This is a genomic window from Autumnicola edwardsiae, from assembly GCF_031846505.1.
Lineage (GTDB): Bacteria > Bacteroidota > Bacteroidia > Flavobacteriales > Flavobacteriaceae > Autumnicola > Autumnicola edwardsiae.
Map to the genome: position 1 here is coordinate 1 of NZ_JAVRHP010000062.1, position 20,007 is coordinate 20,007.

Genomic DNA, 20,007 nt, shown 5'->3' on the forward strand with positions numbered 1-20,007 from the left:
ATGCTGGAGGCTCCTTATCATTTTTAGAAGTTCCAGTAAAGCTATTCTTGCTTTTTTATTTTCTTCATTGGTAATATAGTCTCTACGGTATGCAATAGTGGAACAGGTTACGCATTCCCGAACCGAGCCTTCAGCTATTTGTAGAAAACGGTGAAATTGAGGATCAGAATCGCCAGACCCTTCGGCAGTATTTAAGGCAACAGAGACAGCAGCTCTGGTGAATTGTGAGCTTAAACCATACTTTTCAGATGCAGGGAATTTTGAAGTTAAGTCATATACAAAGTCAGTAAACCCTAGCGCTTTCTGGTATACTTTTAGATCTTCAAAATTAAAATGTACCTCTTCCATTATAAAAATCTTTCAAAATTCGAAATAAACTTTTCACTCTCCACTCTCCACTAGCTTCTACATCTCCCCCTTCTCCATCAACTCAAACCATCTTTGGGTTTTTTCTTCTATTTTTTCTTCAACATCTTTTAGTTTTAAGGAGGTTTTGTCGACTTCTTCTCCGCTGAGATCTTTCAGGAATTCCTTCTGAATTTCTTCTTTTTTCTTTTCCAGTTTCGAAATTTCCTTTTCGAGCCTGCCATATTCTTTCTGCTCGTTGTATGTCAGTTTCGATCCTGAAGAATTTTTTTTCCAGTCATTTTTATCCTGTTTAGCTTCAGCTTTTTCTGTAGAAGTTTCGGTTCCCTGGGAGGCACTTTCCTCGTAGCTCCTGTAATCTGTATAATTTCCGGGAAAATCCTCAACTTCAGCATCGCCTTTAAAGACAAAAAGGTGATCCACGATCTTGTCCATAAAATAACGGTCGTGGGATACGACAATTACGCAACCCGGGAAATCGAGAAGAAAACTCTCCAGCACATTTAAAGTAACGATATCAAGATCGTTTGTAGGTTCATCCAGGATCAGGAAATTGGGATTCTGAATTAAAACGGTGCATAAATAAAGCCGCTTTTTCTCGCCCCCGCTGAGTTTCTCCACAAAATCGTACTGCTTCTTACGGTCGAATAAAAAACGTTCCAGCAGTTGCTGAGCGGAAATTTGTTTTCCTTTCTTCAGCGGAATAAAATCCCCGAATTCCCTGATGACATCAATAACTTTTTGTCCGGGTTTAATTTTTATACCACGTTGCGTGTAATATCCGAATTTGATGGTATCGCCAATAACAACTTTTCCGGAATCTGGTTCCATCTGGCCGGTGAGGATATTTAGAAAAGTGGATTTTCCGGTACCGTTTTTTCCGATGATTCCCAGCCGCTCACCCCGCTGAAAGTTGTAATCCAGATTTTGAAAAAGCTGTTTCCCGCCGAGTTCCTTGGAAAGGTTATGGATTTCCACAATCTTACTTCCCATGCGCTCCATATTAATCTCGAGCTGCACGGTATGGTCGTTCCTTCGCTTGCTGGCTTTTTCCTTTATTTCATGAAAATCGTCAATCCGCGACTTGGATTTTGTGGTACGGGCTTTTGGTTGCCGGCGCATCCAGTCCAGTTCTTTCTTAAAAAGTTGCTTGGCTTTGTCGGTATTTGTTTGTTCCTGTTCTATTCTGGATTCTTTTTTGTCCAGATAGTAAGAATAATTTCCTTTGTAAGTATAAAGTTGCCCGTCTTCCAGTTCTACAATTTCGTTACAGACCCTTTCTAGGAAATACCGGTCGTGAGTAACCATAAAAATGGTGAAATTCTCCTTTTTAAAATAAGCTTCCAGCCACTCGATCATATCCAGATCCAGGTGGTTGGTGGGCTCATCCATGATAATAAAATCAGGTTTATGCAGAAGCATATTTGCCAAAGCCAGCCTCTTTTTTTGCCCTCCTGAAAGATGTTTTACTTCTTTCGAAAGATCTTCGAGCTTTAGTTTAGAAAGAATTTGCTTGTACTGGGTTTCAAAATCCCATGCCTGGGCAGCGTCCATTTCTTCAAAAGCTTTTTGATAAGCATCTGCATCTTCAGGATTTTTTAGCGCCTTTTCGTAGCGTTCAATAATCCGCAGGGTTTCATTTTCTGAAGAAAATATAGTTTGCTCCACGGTTAAGTGCGGATCAAGATCTGGTTCCTGCGGAAGAAACGCCGTTGTAATATCCTTGCGGTATACCACCTGGCCATCATCTGGCGCATCAAATCCCGCAAGAATGTTGAGGAGGGAAGTTTTTCCCGTTCCGTTTTTGGCGACAAAACCTACTTTTTGTCCTTCATTAATTCCGAAGGAAATTGCTTCAAAAAGTCGACGTTCGCCGTATGATTTTGATATGTTTTCGACTGAAAGATAATTCACATGAAAATATTTGAGTACAAAATAAATTGATTAGCGCGAATATGTAAGCAAGAATATTGTTTTTCTTTTTGTTAAGAGTTAAAGAGCGAAGAAGTGAAGAAGGGAAGAAGATCCTGCAAGGTTTTTTGAACCTTGTAGGTATAATTGAAGTAAACATTTTTTCATAAACTAAAGTTTTTAAGATGCTGAAATAAATTCAGCATACGAAATAAATAAGTCTACCTCAAAATTTGTCAATTTTCGACCTCCAATTTCAGACCTCACAGGTATTTTTTATCCTGTGAGGTCTACTCTGCTAAAGTCTATCTCAAAATTTGCCAATTTTCGACCTGCGGTTGCTGAAATTCCTCTTCAGAAGAATAATCAGAGGATTTTAAAGAAACTTTTTTAGAATTAGATTAGAATTTGAAAACCTGTGTGGTCTACTCTGCTAAAGTCTAGCTCGATATTTGCCAATTTTCGACCTTATTTGTTTTTCAAACAATAAATAAACTCGCAGCAGGGGCATTCCAAAGAATAAAAACCCTTCAAATATAGTAATCTTTTTCTTACGAATCGTTACTGGGTATAATCCTGATAATTTGCAGTCAAAGAACAAAGAACCAACTGTTTCACGACGAAAGTAGCTTGACAAATATTAATTCCAAACTTAAAGAAGTTATACTTTTGTTATTAGGCCACAAAAACTATATTTGTTAATTATTTGTGAATGCTAATATGAGGATTAAAGCCCCGTTTTTCTTTTTAGCGATGATTCTTTCCTTTTCGTCGTGTATTTCTACTAAAAAATTGAGTTACCTTCAGGAAAATACTGACGTGGTAGACAGTGTGATTGAGGTGCAAAGACTAAAAAAACCTTATAGAATTCAGATAGGCGATCTGCTCAGCATCCGTGTAAAGGCCCTGGACCAGGAGCTGGTGGGGATGTTTAATCCTATAGATGAAGCGAGCCTGAATGCAACTACAGAGGAGCGCGTCTATTTTGACGGTTTTACTGTAGATGACCATGGCAATATTCGCGTGCCCACGCTTGGTGAACTCAATGTTTTGGGGTACACGGTAGATGAAGTGCGGGAAATGGTGGAAAATGAACTGCTGGAACGTTATTTTAGGGAAGAGGCCAATTTATTTGTAACCGTTAAACTTGCGGGAATCCGATATACCACTTTGGGGGAAATTGGTTCCGGTAGCCAGGTGATTTATAAAGAGCAGGTTACGATAATAGAAGCAATTGCAAACGCAGGCGGAATTACCGATGTGGGAGACCGCCAAAAAGTGAAGATCGTAAGGCAATATCCGCAGGGCGAGGAAATCCATACCATAGATGTTACCAGTATAGAAGCTACTTCCAGCCCCTATTATTACATTCAGCCTAACGATGTGATTATAGTAAATCCGCTGCCTCAAAAGGCGCTGGGTTTTGGTACTACGGGACTGGAATCCTTCAGGACCATAGCTACTATTTTTACGCTAATAACCTCAGTTGTACTGATTTTTACCAGATAGAATGGCACATGAAGATGATCACATATCAGACGTAGGCTCAACCTTCGATTTTAAAGGTTTTGTTTTAAAAGTTATAAGTTACTGGAAATTGATATTACTTTCTGTAGCAATAAGTTTTGCAGTGGCATACTACAACAATGTCAGGAAGCTTCCGGTCTACAGGATGGACAACAGCATTAGCATTAAAGACGATCAAAACCCTTTTTTTACTTCAAATACCAGTCTTACTTTTAACTGGGGCGGGACTTCAGATAAAGTAAATACTGCAGTCACCATTCTTAGGTCCAGGTCCCATAATGAGGAGGTGGTGGAGCGGCTTCAGTTTTATGTGCAGTATTTGGAAGACGGCGAATATCAGCGGGTGGATGCTTACGGAAAAGCTCCTTTTGAAATCCTGGCCGATACTACCGCCTACCAGGCACTGAATACGAATTTCACCGTGACTTTTCAGGATTCCCTGAATTTTTCAATTAAAGCTGATTTACCTGAAACAGTTAATACACAAAATTTCAAGACAAAAGAGAAAAAGCCCGTTACTGTCAATAACAGGGAATTCTCTCAAAATTTTAGAGTAGGGGAACCCGTGAACCTTCCGTTTTTTAGCGGAATTGTTGCGCGGACAGACCATGCGCTGCAGCCGGGAAAACCTTTTTACGTTAGTTTTCTGAATTTCGATTCCGCAGTAGGTAAATACAGATCGGTAAATGTGGCAACTGACAATAACGGATCTTCGGTTTTACGACTAAGCCAGACGGGGTTTAATAAGGCAAGACTGGTGGATTATTTGAACGGATCTGTTACGGTGCTCAGTGAAAATATGCTGGCGCGGAAGAACCTTTTTGCCACCAATACCATTCGATTTATAGATAGTAGTCTCGCGGTAAAATCAAGGGAATTGCAGGTTGTAGAGAACGAACTGAATGATTTCAGGAACGAAAATGCCATTCTGGATATTTCTGCAGAAAGCAGCGAGATTTCGAATAAACTTTCCACTCTTGATGTTCGGAAAGAAGATATCAGAAGGCAACTTGCCTATTACGAAACCCTGAAAACTTACCTGGAGACCAGGAGTGATTATTCCACTGTTCCCGCACCTTCTGTAGCGGGGATCAGCGAAAGCAGTATTGTGAGCGGCGTTGGCAAAATTGTGCAGCTGGCAGAGGAGCGGAGTAATTATCAATATTCTTTGAAGGAGAGTTCACCGGTTTTTTCCGATATCGACCGGCAGATTAATTCGGTTAAATCCATTCTTCTGGAAAATATTGGCTCCTCCCGCGGACTTTTAAGCGGAGAATTATCTGACATCAACAGGCAGATCGCCAGTTTTGAGGCTGAAGTAAAAAAGCTGCCGCAGGAAGAGCAGGACCTTCTGAAGATTCAGCGTAAGTACAGCATTAGTGAAAAAACATATAACCTGTTCCTCGAAAAGCGCAGTGAAGCCGGGCTGGTAAAAGCGGCGAACGTGAGTGATGTGATGGTTATTGACAAAGCCAAGGATACCGGCGGCGGACAAATTGGTCCCAATACACAGTTAAATTATGTAATGGCTGTAATGGTTGGCGGTGTAATTCCTTTAACCTTCGTTTTCCTGCTGGTTTTCTTGAATACAAATATTTTAAATGCGCAGGAAGTAACCCGGCTTTCCCCCGTACCAATTCTGGGGCTTATTGGGAAAAGTAAACTGGATAGTAACCTGGCGGTTTTTAGCAGTCCGAAATCTTCAGTTGCAGAAAGTTTCAGGGGTATTCGTTCCAGTTTGCAGTTTATGTATAAAAAACAGGGCGTGACAGGTTCTAAAACCTTATTGGTCACATCTTCGGTATCCGGGGAAGGAAAAACCTTTTGTGCGATGAACCTGGCGACGGTTTTTGCCATGAGCGAAAAGAAGACGGTTTTGGTGGGTGTCGATTTACGGAAGCCGAAAATTTTTGATGACTTTAAGCTGGACAATGAATTGGGCCTTGTGAATTATTTAATTTCTGAAGCTACTTCCGAACAAATAGTTCAGAAAAGCGAGATAGAAAACCTGGATGTTATTACGGCTGGCCCTGTACCTCCCAACCCTTCAGAATTACTGCTTACAGAGCAAATGGATAAACTGATGGAGGAGTTGCGGCAAAAATACGACTATATTATCCTGGATTCTCCGCCTATAGGCATGGTTGCCGATGCGCTGAACCTGGTAAAATATGCCGATGCTACTTTATATCTCATTCGGCAGGATTATACCAAACGCGGAATGTTGGATACGATCAACGAAAAATATCAAAAAGGGGAATTAAAAAATATAAGCTTTGTACTGAACCATTTTGTACACAGGGCCAAGTACGGTTATGGTTACGGTTATGGTTACGGCTATGGCTACGGCTATGGTTACGGCTATGGATATAATCGTTATGCCAAAGGATATTACGGTGAAGCCCCTTCCAAAATGTCCCAGATGAAGAAAAGCTGGAAGAAGTTTATGAGGAATTTTGAGTAGTTTCAGTTGTGTGTCGGTTGTCGGTTGTCGGTGATTTCGCTCTGCTCAATCTTTAAAGGTAGAATGCTATGAAGAGCTACAAAGACTTAGATATTTACAATCTTGCCTTTACTTATGCTATAGAGGTTCATAAGGTGACAATGAAACTTCCGAAGTTCGAACTTTACGAGCAAGGAAGCCAGGTGAGAAGATCTTCAAAGAGCATAAAAGATAATATTGCAGAAGGTTATGGACGAAGAATATATAAACAAGATTTCCTGAAGTTTCTTACCTATGCTCATTCCTCTCTTTTGGAATGGTTATCACAACTGGAAATGATTGATGAATTATATCAGATTCCGGAAATTAAAGAACTTAGAGAGAAATATGAGACCTTGGGTGGGGAAATTTATTCTTTTACACAGTACGTGGAAAAGAGCTGGAGAACATAACAGATAACCGATAACGGCGAACTGACAACTGAAATGGAAGCGAATAATTTAATCTAACTGACTAATTTCCCTGCCCAGGATTTTAGAAAATTCTTTTGCACCATTGTCGTTAAGATGACTGCAGTCAAAAAAATAATCGTCCTTTTCTAAAAAAAGTTTGGAAAAATCCATTAGTGAGGGGATTTTTTGATCAAGTTTTTGCGCGAAATCGAGGTTCTCAGCTTCAGAACAAACCGGAGCCATAAAATAAACCACGTTTATATTGTTTTTTTCTGCAAACCGGTTAATGGCTTCAATATCGGGATTGGTCTGGCTAATTTTCTCAGGAAGTTTTGTCTGTAACTGTTTCCTGCTTTTTCCGTATAGCGGATAATATCCATTTTCGAGATTCACATATGGCTGATTTTTTAGCAGGATATTGAGCACTTCCCGGAATCCGTTCTTATAATCATATTTCAGGTAACGATAAAAAGGTAAGTATTTCAGGAAAAAGAAATCTTTATTCCTGTTCTTCATGAGTATGGAAATTTGTTCATCATGAATAAAAGGCATAATAGAACTCTTTAAATAACCTGAATTTTTATTGCTGTTATACTTCCCATCTACCTGTATAAATACCGTTTCTGTTTGGATATTCTGCTTTTTCAAGAGTTGAAGCATTAAAAATGTATCATTTAGCCCCACTTCCTGTATCCCAAGGTTTAAGATCTTTTTGCCGGTTACCTCCTCCATAATTTCAGAATCTATTGTGTTATCTACTCTGGAAGACCCCAGGAATACGTAATCTATGGCTTCGTCTTCAATAGAAAGTAAATAGGAAATTTTATTTCTGGGCGTGCCTTTAGTATAAGCGAAAGTGTAAAAAACATCAAGCACGGTGAAGATTACCAGAAGTATGGAGAGAATAGATAATATATAAAGTAAAAATTTTTTCATCTAAAACTGGAAATAAATAAAGTCTGAATGTTCAGAATAAACCCCAAACATCACGATCATCAACAAAGCCAGGGAGGTCTTAAGGATAGGCCTGTTCCCGGTGATGGGCTCTTCCCGGCCACGATAAAACCATTCAATCAAAACAAAAATGGCAATTAGTAATAATAGCTCCATATTATACCTGCCAATAACCAGATACTCCGGTACAAAGCTGAAGTTGCTAAAAAAACTTATAAAGTACCCAAAACTGTCATTTATTGAAGGTGACCTAAAGAAAACCCAGGCGATACAGACGATAGAAAAGGTGAAAATCATTTTAACAAGCTCGCGGTAGGGAGGGAATATCTGATTATGAGAACTGTTTTCAGGATATTTCCTATTGGTCTTTTTTATGAGCAGCGGAATAAAAAATAGGGCGTGCAAAGCCCCCCAGGCTACAAAAGTCCAGTTAGCGCCATGCCATAAGCCACTTACCAGGAAAATAATGAAGGTGTTTCGTATCTGCTGAAATTTAGATCCCCGGGATCCGCCCAGCGGAATGTACAAATAATCCCGGAACCAGGTAGAAAGGGAAATATGCCAACGTCGCCAGAATTCCCCCACGTTACGCGAGAAATAAGGATAGTTAAAATTCCTCATTAAATCGAACCCCAGTAATCTCCCGGTTCCTATTGCGATATTAGAGTAACCTGCAAAATCCCCGTAGATTTGAAAGGCAAAATAGATGGCACCCAATGTAAGGCTAAGACTGTTTAAGTTTTCGTAATTGCTGAAGATAGCATTTACAAAAGTTGCACAATTATCGGCAATTACAATCTTTTGAAATAAGCCCCATATGATTAAGTGGACACCGCTTTTGGCAAATTCAAAATTAAACTTCCTTGCAGCAGCAAATTGAGGCAAAAGCCTTGAAGCCCGTTCTATAGGTCCCGCCACCAGTTGAGGGAAGAATGACACGAAAGCAGCAAACTTTATAAAATCGGGGGTGGGAGTAATCCTGTTCCTGTATACGTCTATAGTATAACTCAGCGTTTGGAAGGTATAAAACGAGATTCCCACCGGCAGGATTATCTGCAGGGTTTCCAGGTGCATCGTAAAGCCTAAAGACTCCCCGGCATCTATCCAGCTTTTAATAAAGAAGTTGAAGTATTTAAAGAAGCCCAGTAACCCCAGATTAAAAAGGATACTGCAAATAAGAAATGCCTTACGCCATGTAAGCAATTTCTTTTTGGCTATGGCAAGGCCTAAAATATAATCTACTAAAGTGCTGGCAGCAACCAGGGCGAGAAAGCGGTAATCCCACCATCCATAAAAAATGTAACTGGCAACAAGTACCAACAGGTTTTGCCACTTTGTATGGCCTTTAAATATAAACCAGTAGAGGATAAAGACAACAGGGAGAAAAATTAAAAATGGCAGAGAATTAAAAATCATTTCCCAATTATAAAAGTGGTTAAAAAATTAGCTGCTGATCCCTTATAAATCAGAATTAAATTCAGATTTCCTTTAAAACTACAGAAATATTTCAGGTTAGATTCCGGGAACTTAAATTTCTCGATTTGAGGTGTCTTATTTCCGATTAAAATCAAAAATTTGCAGAATTATATGATGAAAGAGAAGAGACAGATTTTTTTGCGGAAACTTTATTTGCGAAGGAGTTAAGGAGTGAAAATTGTAAAATTATTCACCGGACTCCAACTTCCAAACTAACTATTGGTTCCGGGAGCAGTGGGATTGCTCCAGTCGCTAAGATGCTCCTTCGCAATGATAACAGTCTATAAGATGCATTCACAACCGACAACTTACAACTGGGAACCACCCATAATCCAGAACTGACAAACCATAGACTACGAACAAAGGATAGAAATCTTTCCTGAAAATCCCTTATATTCGCACTTCTAAACCCAAAGGATAAACCATTTAATGTGAGTAAAGCGGAAATGCTTCTCACTCTTCACTATCATGAGCAAAGCGAATATTTTATTCGTAACTTTATCATTAAAAATGTAAAAGATGATAGATTACAAGCAGTACATTTTCATCAATCCCAATATTCGGTTTGGAAGACCTTATTTGTCAGGAACAAGAATTTCGGTTTATGATGTCCTTAATTGGTTTGCAAATGGAATGAGCCAGGAGGAAATAAAAATGGATTTTCCCGAACTAACAAATGAACATATCCAAGCCTGTCTGGCATATGCAGCAGATAGGGAGCACAAAATTAGGGTGGCCTAATGAAACTGTTATTTGATCAGAATATCTCTTTCCGGCTTTTGAAGAAAATCAAACCTTTTTATCCTGAAGCAAAACAAGTAAGGGAATTGGGATTAGAGAACGCAACTGATATCGGGATATGGGAGTTTGCGCGAGAAAATGACTTTACCATTGTTACTTTTGATGCAGACTTTTTTGACCTCTCAAATCTAAAGGGTCATCCGCCCAAAATAATCTGGTTGAGAATGGGGAATACTACCACTAATCATCTCGAAGACATCTTCCTTGAAAAGAAAGAGCTATTTACGGAGTTTCTTTTAAATCTCGATTATAAAGATGTGGCCTGTCTTGAAGTAGATTAAGCTGTTATTGTTTATATAATCTTCCATGCAATACCGATAAGCAGTGGGATTGCTCCAGTCGCAAAGATGCTCCTTCGCAATGATAGTAGTTTATAAAATGCATTCACCGACAACTTACAAACCACAAACAAAGAACAGAATCTCTCCTGATTTTTCCTTAAATCCCTTAACTTCGCACTTTTAAACCCCAACCCCAAACAATTGAACGTGAGCGAAGCGGATAACGACTGGCTTTACGAAATCACCCCAAAGCGGAAGCTGATCGATCTTAATTTTAAGGAGATCTGGCGATACCGGGATTTGTTGGTGCTGTTTGTGAAGCGAGATATTGTCACCGTTTATAAACAGACGATCCTGGGGCCGTTGTGGTATTTTATTCAGCCCCTTTTTACGTCGGTAATATTTACGCTGGTATTTAATAATATAGCGGATATCCCTACGGGAACCGTGCCTCCTTTTCTGTTTAACCTGGCGGGGATCACGGCCTGGAATTATTTTAGTCAGTGTCTTACAGGAAGCTCAAATACTTTTAGGAGTAATGCCGGACTATTTGGAAAAGTATATTTTCCGCGGGTGATTATGCCGCTGAGTACCACGATCTCCAACCTGCTGAAGCTGGGAATACAATTGCTGATATTTGTCATTTTTTATTGCTACTTTTTATTTAAAGGATACGAAATAAATCCGAATGCTAACCTGGTGCTTTTTCCTGCTTATGTCTTAATGATGGCGCTGATGGGATTGGGGCTGGGAATGATCATTTCGGCGTTTACGACCAAATATCGCGATCTCACGGTTTTGGTAGGATTCGCGACTTCGTTGCTGGTATATATTTCGGCGGTTCCCTATCCGCTGAGTGAGGCTGTAAAGCAACTGGGTAGCTATGGCTGGGTGGTGGAATATAATCCGCTGACGTATATCATTGAAGGATTTCGATATATGCTGCTGGATACCGGAATATTCTCCTGGACCAGTTTTGGTTATACATTTTTAATTTCAGTAGTTTTATTTCTGGTGGGATTGATTATTTTTAATAGGACGGAGAAGAATTTTATTGATACGGTTTAATATAGTTGTAGTAATCATGGATCAAGTTATTAGATTTTTAAAAAAAGGATATTCTTGGATTTTAAAAACAAAAACGTCTTTAAGTTATGAAATGTATGGTGATAAAAATTATGAGAAATATGTTATAATAAGCAGATCAAGAACTGGTTCCACGTGGTTAATGACACTCTTAAGATATCATCCTAATCTTATCTGTGAAGGTGAGATATTTAAGCATCTGAGAGGAAAAAGTTGCCTTCAAATTTGGAATGAATTTTTTCATAAAAAGCCAAAGAGAATTAAGCAGGTTGGATTCAAATTATTTTATAATCATCCTTATGATCAAGATCAGGACGTCTGGGATATTATTGAAGCAGATAGAGATATAAGAATCATACATTTGACACGGAGAAACTATCTACGATCTTATTTATCTGAAAAAATAGGAGAAAAAACGAAAAAGTGGACTGAGAGCATTCATAAACCTGACAATTTATTAATCCAGGATAAAAAAGTTACTTTAGATTATGAAGAATGCCAAAGAATATTCGAGAGGACACAGCAAAATGAAATAAATACCAGGAAAAGGTTTCGCAATCATGATTTTATTGAAGTAGCCTATGAAGATTTGCAGGAAAATAAAGAAGAGGTTCTTTCCAAAATTTTTGGATTTTTGGGAGTCTCATTCATAGTAGAAGAGGTTCCTAACAAAAAGCAGAATCCGGAGAGAATCTCTGACTTGCTAATAAATTATAAAGATTTAAAAGCGCAATTGGCTAAAACCCAGTGGAGGGACTTTTTTGTAGAACTATAGATATGTATATTACTCTTTTCTAAACTATACATAAGTTAATGTGATCCAATGAGCATAATTTTAAAAGCAGAAAACATATCTAAGCAATACCGCCTGGGAACAGTGGGGACAGGAACCTTAAGTCATGACCTTAACAGGTGGTGGCACAGTGTGAGGGGGAAGGAGGATCCTTATCTAAAGGTGGGAAGCTTAAAGGATCGTAGTGCGGCAGCAAAAAATGATTATGTATGGGCTTTACAGGATATCAATTTTGAGGTAAAACAAGGGGAGGTTTTAGGAATTATTGGAAAAAATGGAGCAGGAAAATCTACGCTACTGAAAATATTATCCCGGGTAACTGCGCCTACTACCGGTACTATAAAAACAAAAGGAAGAATAGCCTCACTTTTAGAGGTGGGAACAGGTTTTCATCCCGAACTTACCGGACGTGAAAATATCTATTTAAATGGTGCTATCCTTGGAATGACCAGAATTGAAGTTAAATCAAAAATAGATGAAATTATAGCCTTTTCGGGATGTGAAATGTATATAGATACTCCTACTAAACGGTATAGTAGTGGAATGACAGTAAGACTAGCCTTTGCAGTTGCCGCACACTTAGAGCCAGAAATTTTGGTTGTAGATGAGGTTCTAGCAGTTGGCGATGCCGAATTTCAAAAAAAAGCCATTGGGAAAATGCACGATATTTCACAAGGGGAGGGAAGAACGGTGTTGTTTGTTAGTCATAATATGGTAGCTATTCAGAATTTATGTAGTTATTCTTTTTATTTAGAAAATGGAGAAAAGAAAATTGAAGGAAAGCCATCTGATGTTATAGATTATTATCTTAATTCTCAAAATTTAATACCAGATACTCGTTATTATAATAGCGATCCAAAAAAGGATATCTATATTAAATCCTTTGAAATAACTTCTGAAGTGGCAACCGGCAAACCGTTTGAGTTTGAGGCAAAAGTTGTCTCAAATAAAAAATTAAAGACAGAATTTGCTTTCACCTTAAAAGGTAAGGAGTCTCAGCCAATATTTCAGATTTATTCCGGACACAGTGGTGAAACTTTTTCTTTAGAAATAGGGGAAAATCAAATTAGTGGAAAATTGGACAAATTAAGAATGGCATCTGGGTTATATGATGCTAACCTTTGGTTAGGAACCTCTCTTCAAGTTTTTGATTTTCAACCACAGGTTTTTAATTTGTTGGTTAAGGAAGGTAGTATTAGATTAGGAGGGCCCATTTCTAGTAAAAATGGGTATCCTGTAATTGAAGATGCAACATGGAAAAAAAATGAATGAGAAGTTTGTAACACATAACAGAGAACCTTTTTTCGAAATTGCAAAAAATCTTATAAACTCCGGGGATAATGTTTTGGATATAGGAGCAGGAAATGGGAGTTTTGCAGATTTTTGTAAACATGAAGATGTTTATTTATTTGAGGGCAATATGATCAGCGTCAAGTATTTAAATACTAAGTATAAAAATGTTTTTTTGGGTCAACTACCAGAATTGCCGTTTAAAGACAGTTTTTTCGATGTTATTCATATGAGTCACGTGATAGAGCATCTAGAGCCACAAGAAGTATATGATACGCTCAAGGAATTTGATAGATGTTGTAAGCCAGGAGGGGTAATAGTGATTTCCGCACCTTTAATGTGGGAGGGATTTTATGATGATCTTTCTCATGTTAAACCATATAATCCATATATTTTCATGAAATACATGTGTTCTGGTAATAAAAATAATTATACAAGGGAAGCAATAACAGATAAATATTCAGTTGAGAACTTACAATATCGATTCCAGGAGAGCCGAATGTTTTATGGACTTAAGGAATCTAAGCGCTTAGTTGCCAAATTAATCTTTAAAATATATGAATTTTTGCGGGTAAGAGGCTTTAAACAATATAGAAAAACAGGATATACGATAGTATTAAGAAAGGAAGAATGATTTTGAGTTAACGCTACTGATGAGTGGAAAGAAATCTGGTGGCAATAATAATAGGTCAAAAAGGGCAATGCGTGCAGGAATTATGGTTTTGAGTAAAGTAAAGGAGAGTATTTACAGTGGTTCCTTTTTTAGAAAAATGGTTGACTGATCACTGTTCTGCCTATTTAGATGACGTTTGCCGACCTCACGAAGAGGAAATAGCAAAAGAATGGAAGTTTCTTTTGGAAAGTAATTCCCAATATATCGACAGATATGTTTTGTTACGTAAATCACAGAAATTTGACGTTACTCCTTTTCAGTTGCAACATTTACCATTATGATTATTTCCGGTTCTTCAGAACAATTTTCTGTAGGAGCTCCCGATTTAACCATGACCATTTTTACAGTCAATATATTTTCAGGACCAAAAGTAAAGTAAGGAACAACTATATTTTTTAGTGCCATTAAAATGAATTCTAGGATAGAGCGAAGTTTTGTTCTTTTTTAAAATATGAAACACAAAAAATTGAACAGGTGAAAATTGTCACATTAAAGAAAAGATTCAAGAAATCTGTCAGTAGAGCTGCTCATGAACTTTTTGGGAATTACAACTATGAAAAATTCGTGGTTATTACAGGCCCTAGAACAGGTTCAAACTTGTTAATAAGTTTATTATCCTCTCATAGAAATATTCATGCCTATGGAGAACTATTTAATAAAGAGAGGGAATTAAGCTTTTCTGAAATATGGGATAAAACTTTTTCTAGAAAGATAAATAAGATTGATTCAGTAGGATTTAAAATTTTTTATGATCATCCTTTAGGGAGTAAGGATAAAAAAGTTTGGGACCTTATAAAGTCGGATAGAAAGATGAAAATAATACATCTAAAGAGGGAGAATGTAGTCAGATCTGAATTATCTCTCTTAATAGCACATCACACCCGCATTTGGGGTTTAACTCCTACGATGAAAGATATACCTATAGATCAACGAAAAATAGTAGTTGAAGTTGATCAGTTCTATAAAAAGTTAAAAGAGAGAAAGGAATGGGAACATCAGACTTTATACAGTTTTCAGAATCACCCATATTTTGAAATCACTTATGAAAAACTAACCCAGGACAGAGGTGAAACTATGAATTCAATTTTTGATTTTTTAAATGTTCCTGTACATAAGTCGAAGAGTGATTTAAGGAAACAGAATAGTGAGGGGATAGAAGATCTGGTGGAAAATTATGATGAGTTTAGAAACAAACTTTTACAGACCGAATTTGCCTGCTTTCTTGAATAATAACTTTTCTTGTAAAATAAATGGTTTCTATAATTATCCCAACATATAACCGCGCTCACTTAATTGGTGAAACGCTTGAGTCAGTGATCCAGCAAACCTATGTCAATTGGGAATGTATCGTGGTGGATGATGGTTCAACAGATTATACAGAGGAGCTTTTAGAATTCTATTGCGCAAAAGATCCGAGAATAAAATATCATGAACGTCCGGTAAATTCCATGAAAGGTGCTAACGCTTGTAGGAATTATGGATTTGAGGTGAGTAAAGGAGAATACATTAACTGGTTTGATAGTGATGATCTAATGTTGCCAAATTTCCTAACATTCATGATTGAACTATTAACAGGAAATATAGATTTTGTAATATGCTCAGGCTATTATACTAATCAGAAATTGGAAATCGGAAATAAAATAGAATTGTTCGAAACTCGAAATCTTTTTAAAGAATACGTATTATGGAATCTTCAAATTTTAACACCTTCTATTTTATTTAAAAAAGCTTTTTTAAATAAAAAAAAATTATTTAATACTAACCTAAAGAGGGGGGAAGAAACAGAGTTTTATTCTAGGATATTTTTTCAAACAAATAGTTTAAACTATAAATTAAAAAATATTCCTCTTTTTTTGTACAGACAGCATGCAGGCTCCAAATCCAGCAAAGATAAAGTTTATGTTGAAGAACATTCTTCTTCTAGGAGTTACATTTCTGTCGTTAATATGAGCAGATCGTTAAAACTCAATGATTACGAGCTTATAAACTACTATTATAAATCTTTAGTTTTGATGTTTTTCACTTCGATTGAAAACGATCATCCTGAAAATGCTAAGTATATTTTAAATAATTTATTGAAATTTAATCGTTTATTTCCCTCTGTAAAAAAAGTTCAATTATTTGTCTTACTTAATATTTGCATATCGCTAAATAGGAGTAGCTATCGTATGAGAAAATACTTGTTATCCAGAAAAATAAAATGATACGAAGGAAGAAATTAAATTATTCTTATTCCATATTTGGAGCTAGTAATAATTCAAATATGAGATTGTTAATTGCCACTCCTTTCTTGGGTGATATTGGAGGGACAGAACTGGAAACTTTAAACACAGCTAATTTTCTAGCAAAGACAGGAGGCTTCGAGGAGATAGAGATCTTTTCCCCCTCAGTTTTCGATGTAGAAAAATGCAGTCCTTTTGCTGTTAATCCAATTATAACTTTTTCTACCTATCCACAATTTTTTCAAAACATGTTGTTTAGAAGAATAGAAGGAAAGATTAAAAGAACACTTAACTTGAAGTCTCCCTTAGGAGAAAATTTATACTGGTTCTTTCGAAGTTTTAAAAAGTATTCTAAAGTGTATGTTTTAACAACTCAATCTCTACATTATTTCATCCCCTTAATAAACAATTTCCACTCTTCCAGAATTGTACTCAAGTATACGATGTTTGAAAATACTTCTATTCCTGATTGGATGCAGGAAATTTTAAGGAAGGTAAAATATAATATTGTTATGAGTAAAATGCAGCAGAACTTTTTTTATAATAATTTTGGGACTACGAATGTTGTTGTTCAAGATATAACTATTGGGAATGAATCAAAACTTTTAGAAGTACGCACAAAGAGAAATTATACTTTTGGAATTTTGTGTAGATTCTCTAAAGAAAAACGCATAGAGGAAACTATAAAAATTATAGATGAACTTCGTGCTTTAAATTTTCATGCGACCTTGCTAATACAAGGTGACGGACATGAAAAGTATTTTGAATTCTTAAATCAACTAGTACTAAATAAAAACTTAGAAGGCCAGATTACACTGAACAAACGCGCCATTTCACCAATGATGACCGAAGAATTCTATGAACAAATCTCCTATTTTTTATTAACTTCTGTTTATGAAGGAGGGCCTATGACAGGTTTAGAAGCTATGGCAGCAGGAATACCAGTTCTTTCTTATAATGTTGGAGCTATGAAAGAAAGGTTGGGAGAATATGATTGGCTTATAGCTAATGATTTTCAGGAAATGGTACAAATCGCATATAAATTGGTTCAGCTGCCAAATATTAAGTATAGAGAAATATCTTTAGATATTAGGAGGATTTATAAAAATAAATTATTAAATAAATATAAAATCAAAAAGTTGCAGGACTTGTTAATTAATTAAGATGGGAAGGCTTATTTCTATTATTATTCCTTGTTATAATGACTCTCAATATATTGAAAAAGCAGTTGATTCAGCCTTGGACCAGGACTATGAAAATAAAGAGGTTATTGTAGTAGACGATGGGTCTAATCGATCTACAAAAAAAGTACTGAAAGAACTTAAGTCTAAACTTTCAATACTAGTCACCCAAGAAAATAAAGGTCCTGCCGCTGCCCGAAATCGAGGAATAAATGTTGCCAGTGGGAAATACATCCTGGTACTTGATAGTGATGATTACTTCGAGCCCTCATTTTGTACAAAAGCTGTCAAAATCCTGGATTCCGGTAATCATAAAACTATCACCTGCCAAGCAAGGTGGTTTAAGAATGAAAATGAATGTCGGGTTTTTAAGCCCTCAGGTGGTGATATAAAAAAGTTTCTTCTGTGGAACGCCACCTTGAGTAATTCAATGTTTCGTAAGGCAGACTGGCAAGAGGTAGGAGGTTATGATGAAAAAATGACTTCGGGTTTTGAAGATTGGGAATTTTTTATTAGACTTCATGCAAACGGAGGTAAAACTTATGTGATTCCCGAGGTTCTTTTTCATTATCGTATAAAAGATGATTCAGTAAGCAAAAAAGCTAGTACCTTGAAATTCGAACTTTTAAGATATATCTATTTTAAACACGAAGTGCTTTATAAGGAGCATTACACATTAATAATAGATCATTTACTGGACAGGCTAGAACAGGAGGAAAGAACGAAAGTAAAGAAAACCGAGAGTTTGGAGTTTCGTATAGGTAGTAATTTATTAAAACCTTTCAGAAAACTGAAGCGCCTTTTTAGAACTTAAATAAATCCTCCACTAATTGAAACAAGCTATACTTATAACTGCATATAAGAATTACTTTCATCTTGAAAAAATCATAAATTTTTTTGATAGTGATTTTCAAATTTATATCCACCTTGACAGGAAAAGCGATATTACAGACCACGAACGTGAAAAAATTGAAAATTATCCCCAGGTAAAACTATTGGTTCAGGAGTATAAGGTGAACTGGGGAGGACTAAATCATTTAAAAGCGATTCTTTATTTGTCGACAATGGCTGTTGAGGATAAGGAGAATGTCTATTTCCATTTAATAAGCGGTCATGATCATCCTATAAAAAATCTTGAATTTTTTAAATTGTTTTATCAGCGCCATGGACATCGAAATTTTTTGGAATATTTTAAAGTCCCTTTTAAAGGTTGGGGTGGCAATGGTGGACTTGACCGGTTAGAATATTTTAATCTTTTCGATATTTTTAATTATAAAAGTGATACTGAGTCAAGGTGGATAAATAATTCTCTGCAACTTCAGAGAAAGTTAGGTCTTAAAAGAGGTTTTGGAGTTGATTTTCCGGAGATCTATGGGGGCTCTACCTGGTGGAGTTTAAATCGGGATGCATTGACATATGTCTTAGATTATCAGGAAGACCATCCCTCTTATCTTAAAAGATTTAGGCACACCTTATGCTCAGAAGAATTTTTTTTTCAAACTATACTATTGAATTCACCCTTCCTCGAATCAATTAATAACAATAATCTACGATATATTGACTGGACACCAAGAAATGGAAATAATCCAGCGGTTTTGGATGAAACCGATTATCAAAAAATAGCACAATCTGATGCTCTATTTGCCAGAAAATTTGATTATCCGGTTTCTTGTAGATTAATGGAGCAGTTAAGCGAATCTAAAATTTCTAAATGATTTCAATCATAGTTTGTTCTGTAAATCCTGGATTGTTACAAGCTTTAAAAAAGAATATAACTGAGACCATTGGAATTATCTCTTATGAGATTTTGGGTATAGATAATTCAGTTGAAAATTTGGGCATAAGTAAGATTTATAATTACGGATTGGAAAGAGCTAAATATCCGTTTATCTTGTGTGTCCATGAGGATATTTGTTTTCGTACAACAATGTGGGGACAAATCTTATTAAATTACTTTGAAGAAAATTCACAATTAGGTTTAATTGGAATAGCAGGTTCTAAAGTAAAGACAAAGACCCCTAATGGTTGGTGGGAAAACGAACCTGATAATTGGGTGATGAATTTAATTCAGCATTATAAAAACGGTAAAGTTGAAAAAATTCAGAGAGGATTTGCTGATGACCTGGAAGAAGTAGTGGTTATTGATGGAGTATTTTTGGCCTTGAGAAAAGATTCAGAGATTAAATTTGATGAACGCATCAGGGGCTTTCATAACTATGACCAGAGTATTTCAATACGTTATAGGTTGGCGGGATATAAGATCATGGTAACCAGGGAGATATTAATAGAACATTTTTCTTCAGGGGCAAAAGATCCTTCATGGCTAATTTCTAATCGCCATTTCTTCACTTTGTATAAACAACATCTGCCACAATCGGTAAGAAATAATCGAGTAAGTAAAGAGGAGGTGACCTATAGTTATTTAAGATTAATCAATAATCTGAAAAGAGAGCATAAATTGAATGCTATGTTCTATTGGTTGAACTATTGGAGATGGAATCCAATGGAGAAAAAAACTTACCGGCTGGATATCTCGGATCGATTTGTGCCA

General features: G+C 36.6%; 20 protein-coding genes. 15 read left to right on the plus strand and 5 right to left on the minus strand.

Going from position 1 to position 20,007, the window contains the following annotated elements; genetic code table 11:
• On the minus strand, nucleotides 1-348 hold a 348-nt coding region (locus tag RM529_RS11670), incomplete at its 3' end, for a four helix bundle protein (protein ID WP_311484968.1).
• A 57-nt stretch (nucleotides 349-405) separates the two neighbouring features.
• Nucleotides 406-2,280 carry an ABC-F family ATP-binding cassette domain-containing protein gene (locus RM529_RS11675; RefSeq protein ID WP_311484969.1) on the minus strand — a complete coding sequence of 625 codons (1,875 nt, stop codon included), beginning with the start codon at nucleotides 2,278-2,280 and terminating at the stop codon, nucleotides 406-408.
• A gap of 717 nt (nucleotides 2,281-2,997) precedes the next feature.
• Here RM529_RS11675 and RM529_RS11680 point away from each other — a divergent pair.
• The 3 genes from RM529_RS11680 (at nucleotide 2,998) to RM529_RS11690 (ending at nucleotide 6,699) form a co-directional block, all read left to right on the plus strand.
• Complete coding sequence (locus tag RM529_RS11680) at nucleotides 2,998-3,786, plus strand: polysaccharide biosynthesis/export family protein (RefSeq protein ID WP_311484970.1); 789 nt, start codon at nucleotides 2,998-3,000, stop codon at nucleotides 3,784-3,786.
• A gap of 1 nt (nucleotide 3,787) precedes the next feature.
• Nucleotides 3,788-6,268 (plus strand): polysaccharide biosynthesis tyrosine autokinase, encoded by a 2,481-nt coding sequence (locus RM529_RS11685; protein ID WP_311484971.1) that lies wholly within the window; start codon nucleotides 3,788-3,790, stop codon nucleotides 6,266-6,268.
• A 68-nt stretch (nucleotides 6,269-6,336) separates the two neighbouring features.
• Nucleotides 6,337-6,699: a four helix bundle protein gene (locus tag RM529_RS11690; protein WP_311484972.1), complete on the plus strand. Its 363-nt coding sequence runs from the start codon at nucleotides 6,337-6,339 to the stop codon at nucleotides 6,697-6,699.
• Between the two features lie 48 nt (nucleotides 6,700-6,747).
• Here RM529_RS11690 and RM529_RS11695 read toward each other — a convergent pair whose 3' ends face one another.
• Nucleotides 6,748-7,635 (minus strand): hypothetical protein, encoded by an 888-nt coding sequence (locus tag RM529_RS11695; protein WP_311484973.1) that lies wholly within the window; start codon nucleotides 7,633-7,635, stop codon nucleotides 6,748-6,750.
• Nucleotides 7,636-9,069 carry an MBOAT family O-acyltransferase gene (locus RM529_RS11700; protein WP_311484974.1) on the minus strand — a complete coding sequence of 478 codons (1,434 nt, stop codon included), beginning with the start codon at nucleotides 9,067-9,069 and terminating at the stop codon, nucleotides 7,636-7,638. It lies immediately after the preceding gene.
• Nucleotides 9,070-9,648: 579 nt separating this feature from the next.
• Between RM529_RS11700 and RM529_RS11705 the strand changes: the two genes are divergently transcribed.
• The 6 genes from RM529_RS11705 to RM529_RS11730 all read left to right on the plus strand — a co-directional run bounded on the left by RM529_RS11705 (nucleotide 9,649) and on the right by RM529_RS11730 (nucleotide 14,014).
• Nucleotides 9,649-9,870: a DUF433 domain-containing protein gene (locus tag RM529_RS11705; RefSeq protein ID WP_311484975.1), complete on the plus strand. Its 222-nt coding sequence runs from the start codon at nucleotides 9,649-9,651 to the stop codon at nucleotides 9,868-9,870.
• Entirely contained in the window at nucleotides 9,870-10,211 is a 342-nt protein-coding gene (locus RM529_RS11710) for a DUF5615 family PIN-like protein (protein WP_311484976.1), read from the plus strand. The genes RM529_RS11705 and RM529_RS11710 overlap by 1 nt, the downstream gene beginning before the upstream one ends.
• A 207-nt stretch (nucleotides 10,212-10,418) precedes the next feature.
• Nucleotides 10,419-11,279, plus strand: coding sequence for an ABC transporter permease (locus RM529_RS11715; RefSeq protein ID WP_311484977.1), 861 nt, complete (start codon nucleotides 10,419-10,421; stop codon nucleotides 11,277-11,279).
• A 16-nt stretch (nucleotides 11,280-11,295) separates the two neighbouring features.
• The gene (locus RM529_RS11720) at nucleotides 11,296-12,072 is read left to right on the plus strand and encodes a sulfotransferase (RefSeq protein WP_311484978.1); all 777 of its coding nucleotides are present in this window, start codon (nucleotides 11,296-11,298) and stop codon (nucleotides 12,070-12,072) included.
• A gap of 48 nt (nucleotides 12,073-12,120) precedes the next feature.
• Nucleotides 12,121-13,362 carry an ABC transporter ATP-binding protein gene (locus RM529_RS11725; protein ID WP_311484979.1) on the plus strand — a complete coding sequence of 414 codons (1,242 nt, stop codon included), beginning with the start codon at nucleotides 12,121-12,123 and terminating at the stop codon, nucleotides 13,360-13,362.
• The gene (locus RM529_RS11730; protein ID WP_311484980.1) at nucleotides 13,355-14,014 is read left to right on the plus strand and encodes a class I SAM-dependent methyltransferase; all 660 of its coding nucleotides are present in this window, start codon (nucleotides 13,355-13,357) and stop codon (nucleotides 14,012-14,014) included. Before RM529_RS11725 ends, RM529_RS11730 begins: the two co-directional genes overlap by 8 nt.
• A gap of 285 nt (nucleotides 14,015-14,299) precedes the next feature.
• Here RM529_RS11730 and RM529_RS11735 read toward each other — a convergent pair whose 3' ends face one another.
• Complete coding sequence (locus tag RM529_RS11735) at nucleotides 14,300-14,458, minus strand: hypothetical protein (RefSeq protein ID WP_311484981.1); 159 nt, start codon at nucleotides 14,456-14,458, stop codon at nucleotides 14,300-14,302.
• A 69-nt stretch (nucleotides 14,459-14,527) separates the two neighbouring features.
• Between RM529_RS11735 and RM529_RS11740 the strand changes: the two genes are divergently transcribed.
• The 6 genes from RM529_RS11740 to RM529_RS11765 all read left to right on the plus strand — a co-directional run.
• Entirely contained in the window at nucleotides 14,528-15,283 is a 756-nt protein-coding gene (locus tag RM529_RS11740) for a Stf0 family sulfotransferase (RefSeq protein ID WP_311484982.1), read from the plus strand.
• Between the two features lie 20 nt (nucleotides 15,284-15,303).
• Nucleotides 15,304-16,257: a glycosyltransferase family 2 protein gene (locus RM529_RS11745; RefSeq protein WP_311484983.1), complete on the plus strand. Its 954-nt coding sequence runs from the start codon at nucleotides 15,304-15,306 to the stop codon at nucleotides 16,255-16,257.
• Nucleotides 16,254-17,438, plus strand: a complete 1,185-nt coding sequence (locus RM529_RS11750) for a glycosyltransferase family 4 protein (protein WP_311484984.1) — start codon at nucleotides 16,254-16,256, stop codon at nucleotides 17,436-17,438. Before RM529_RS11745 ends, RM529_RS11750 begins: the two co-directional genes overlap by 4 nt.
• A gap of 1 nt (nucleotide 17,439) precedes the next feature.
• The gene (locus RM529_RS11755; protein WP_311484985.1) at nucleotides 17,440-18,270 is read left to right on the plus strand and encodes a glycosyltransferase family 2 protein; all 831 of its coding nucleotides are present in this window, start codon (nucleotides 17,440-17,442) and stop codon (nucleotides 18,268-18,270) included.
• Between the two features lie 16 nt (nucleotides 18,271-18,286).
• Nucleotides 18,287-19,171: a beta-1,6-N-acetylglucosaminyltransferase gene (locus RM529_RS11760; protein WP_311484986.1), complete on the plus strand. Its 885-nt coding sequence runs from the start codon at nucleotides 18,287-18,289 to the stop codon at nucleotides 19,169-19,171.
• Nucleotides 19,168-20,007, plus strand: an 840-nt coding sequence (locus RM529_RS11765; protein ID WP_311484987.1) for a glycosyltransferase, incomplete at its 3' end; no start/stop codon positions are given. The genes RM529_RS11760 and RM529_RS11765, both read left to right, overlap by 4 nt.

Excerpts from the sequence above, each read along its gene's own strand:
- RM529_RS11680 (WP_311484970.1), top strand. The coding sequence starts at position 2,998 with ATGAGGATTAAAGCCCCGTTTTTCTTTTTAGCGATGATTCTTTCCTTT.
- RM529_RS11685 (WP_311484971.1), top strand. The coding sequence starts at position 3,788 with ATGGCACATGAAGATGATCACATATCAGACGTAGGCTCAACCTTCGAT.
- RM529_RS11690 (WP_311484972.1), top strand. The coding sequence starts at position 6,337 with ATGAAGAGCTACAAAGACTTAGATATTTACAATCTTGCCTTTACTTAT.
- RM529_RS11695 (WP_311484973.1), bottom strand. The coding sequence starts at position 7,635 with ATGAAAAAATTTTTACTTTATATATTATCTATTCTCTCCATACTTCTG.
- RM529_RS11700 (WP_311484974.1), bottom strand. The coding sequence starts at position 9,069 with ATGATTTTTAATTCTCTGCCATTTTTAATTTTTCTCCCTGTTGTCTTT.
- RM529_RS11705 (WP_311484975.1), top strand. The coding sequence starts at position 9,649 with ATGATAGATTACAAGCAGTACATTTTCATCAATCCCAATATTCGGTTT.
- RM529_RS11710 (WP_311484976.1), top strand. The coding sequence starts at position 9,870 with ATGAAACTGTTATTTGATCAGAATATCTCTTTCCGGCTTTTGAAGAAA.
- RM529_RS11720 (WP_311484978.1), top strand. The coding sequence starts at position 11,296 with ATGGATCAAGTTATTAGATTTTTAAAAAAAGGATATTCTTGGATTTTA.
- RM529_RS11725 (WP_311484979.1), top strand. The coding sequence starts at position 12,121 with ATGAGCATAATTTTAAAAGCAGAAAACATATCTAAGCAATACCGCCTG.
- RM529_RS11730 (WP_311484980.1), top strand. The coding sequence starts at position 13,355 with ATGAATGAGAAGTTTGTAACACATAACAGAGAACCTTTTTTCGAAATT.
- RM529_RS11735 (WP_311484981.1), bottom strand. The coding sequence starts at position 14,458 with ATGGCACTAAAAAATATAGTTGTTCCTTACTTTACTTTTGGTCCTGAA.
- RM529_RS11745 (WP_311484983.1), top strand. The coding sequence starts at position 15,304 with ATGGTTTCTATAATTATCCCAACATATAACCGCGCTCACTTAATTGGT.
- RM529_RS11750 (WP_311484984.1), top strand. The coding sequence starts at position 16,254 with ATGATACGAAGGAAGAAATTAAATTATTCTTATTCCATATTTGGAGCT.
- RM529_RS11755 (WP_311484985.1), top strand. The coding sequence starts at position 17,440 with ATGGGAAGGCTTATTTCTATTATTATTCCTTGTTATAATGACTCTCAA.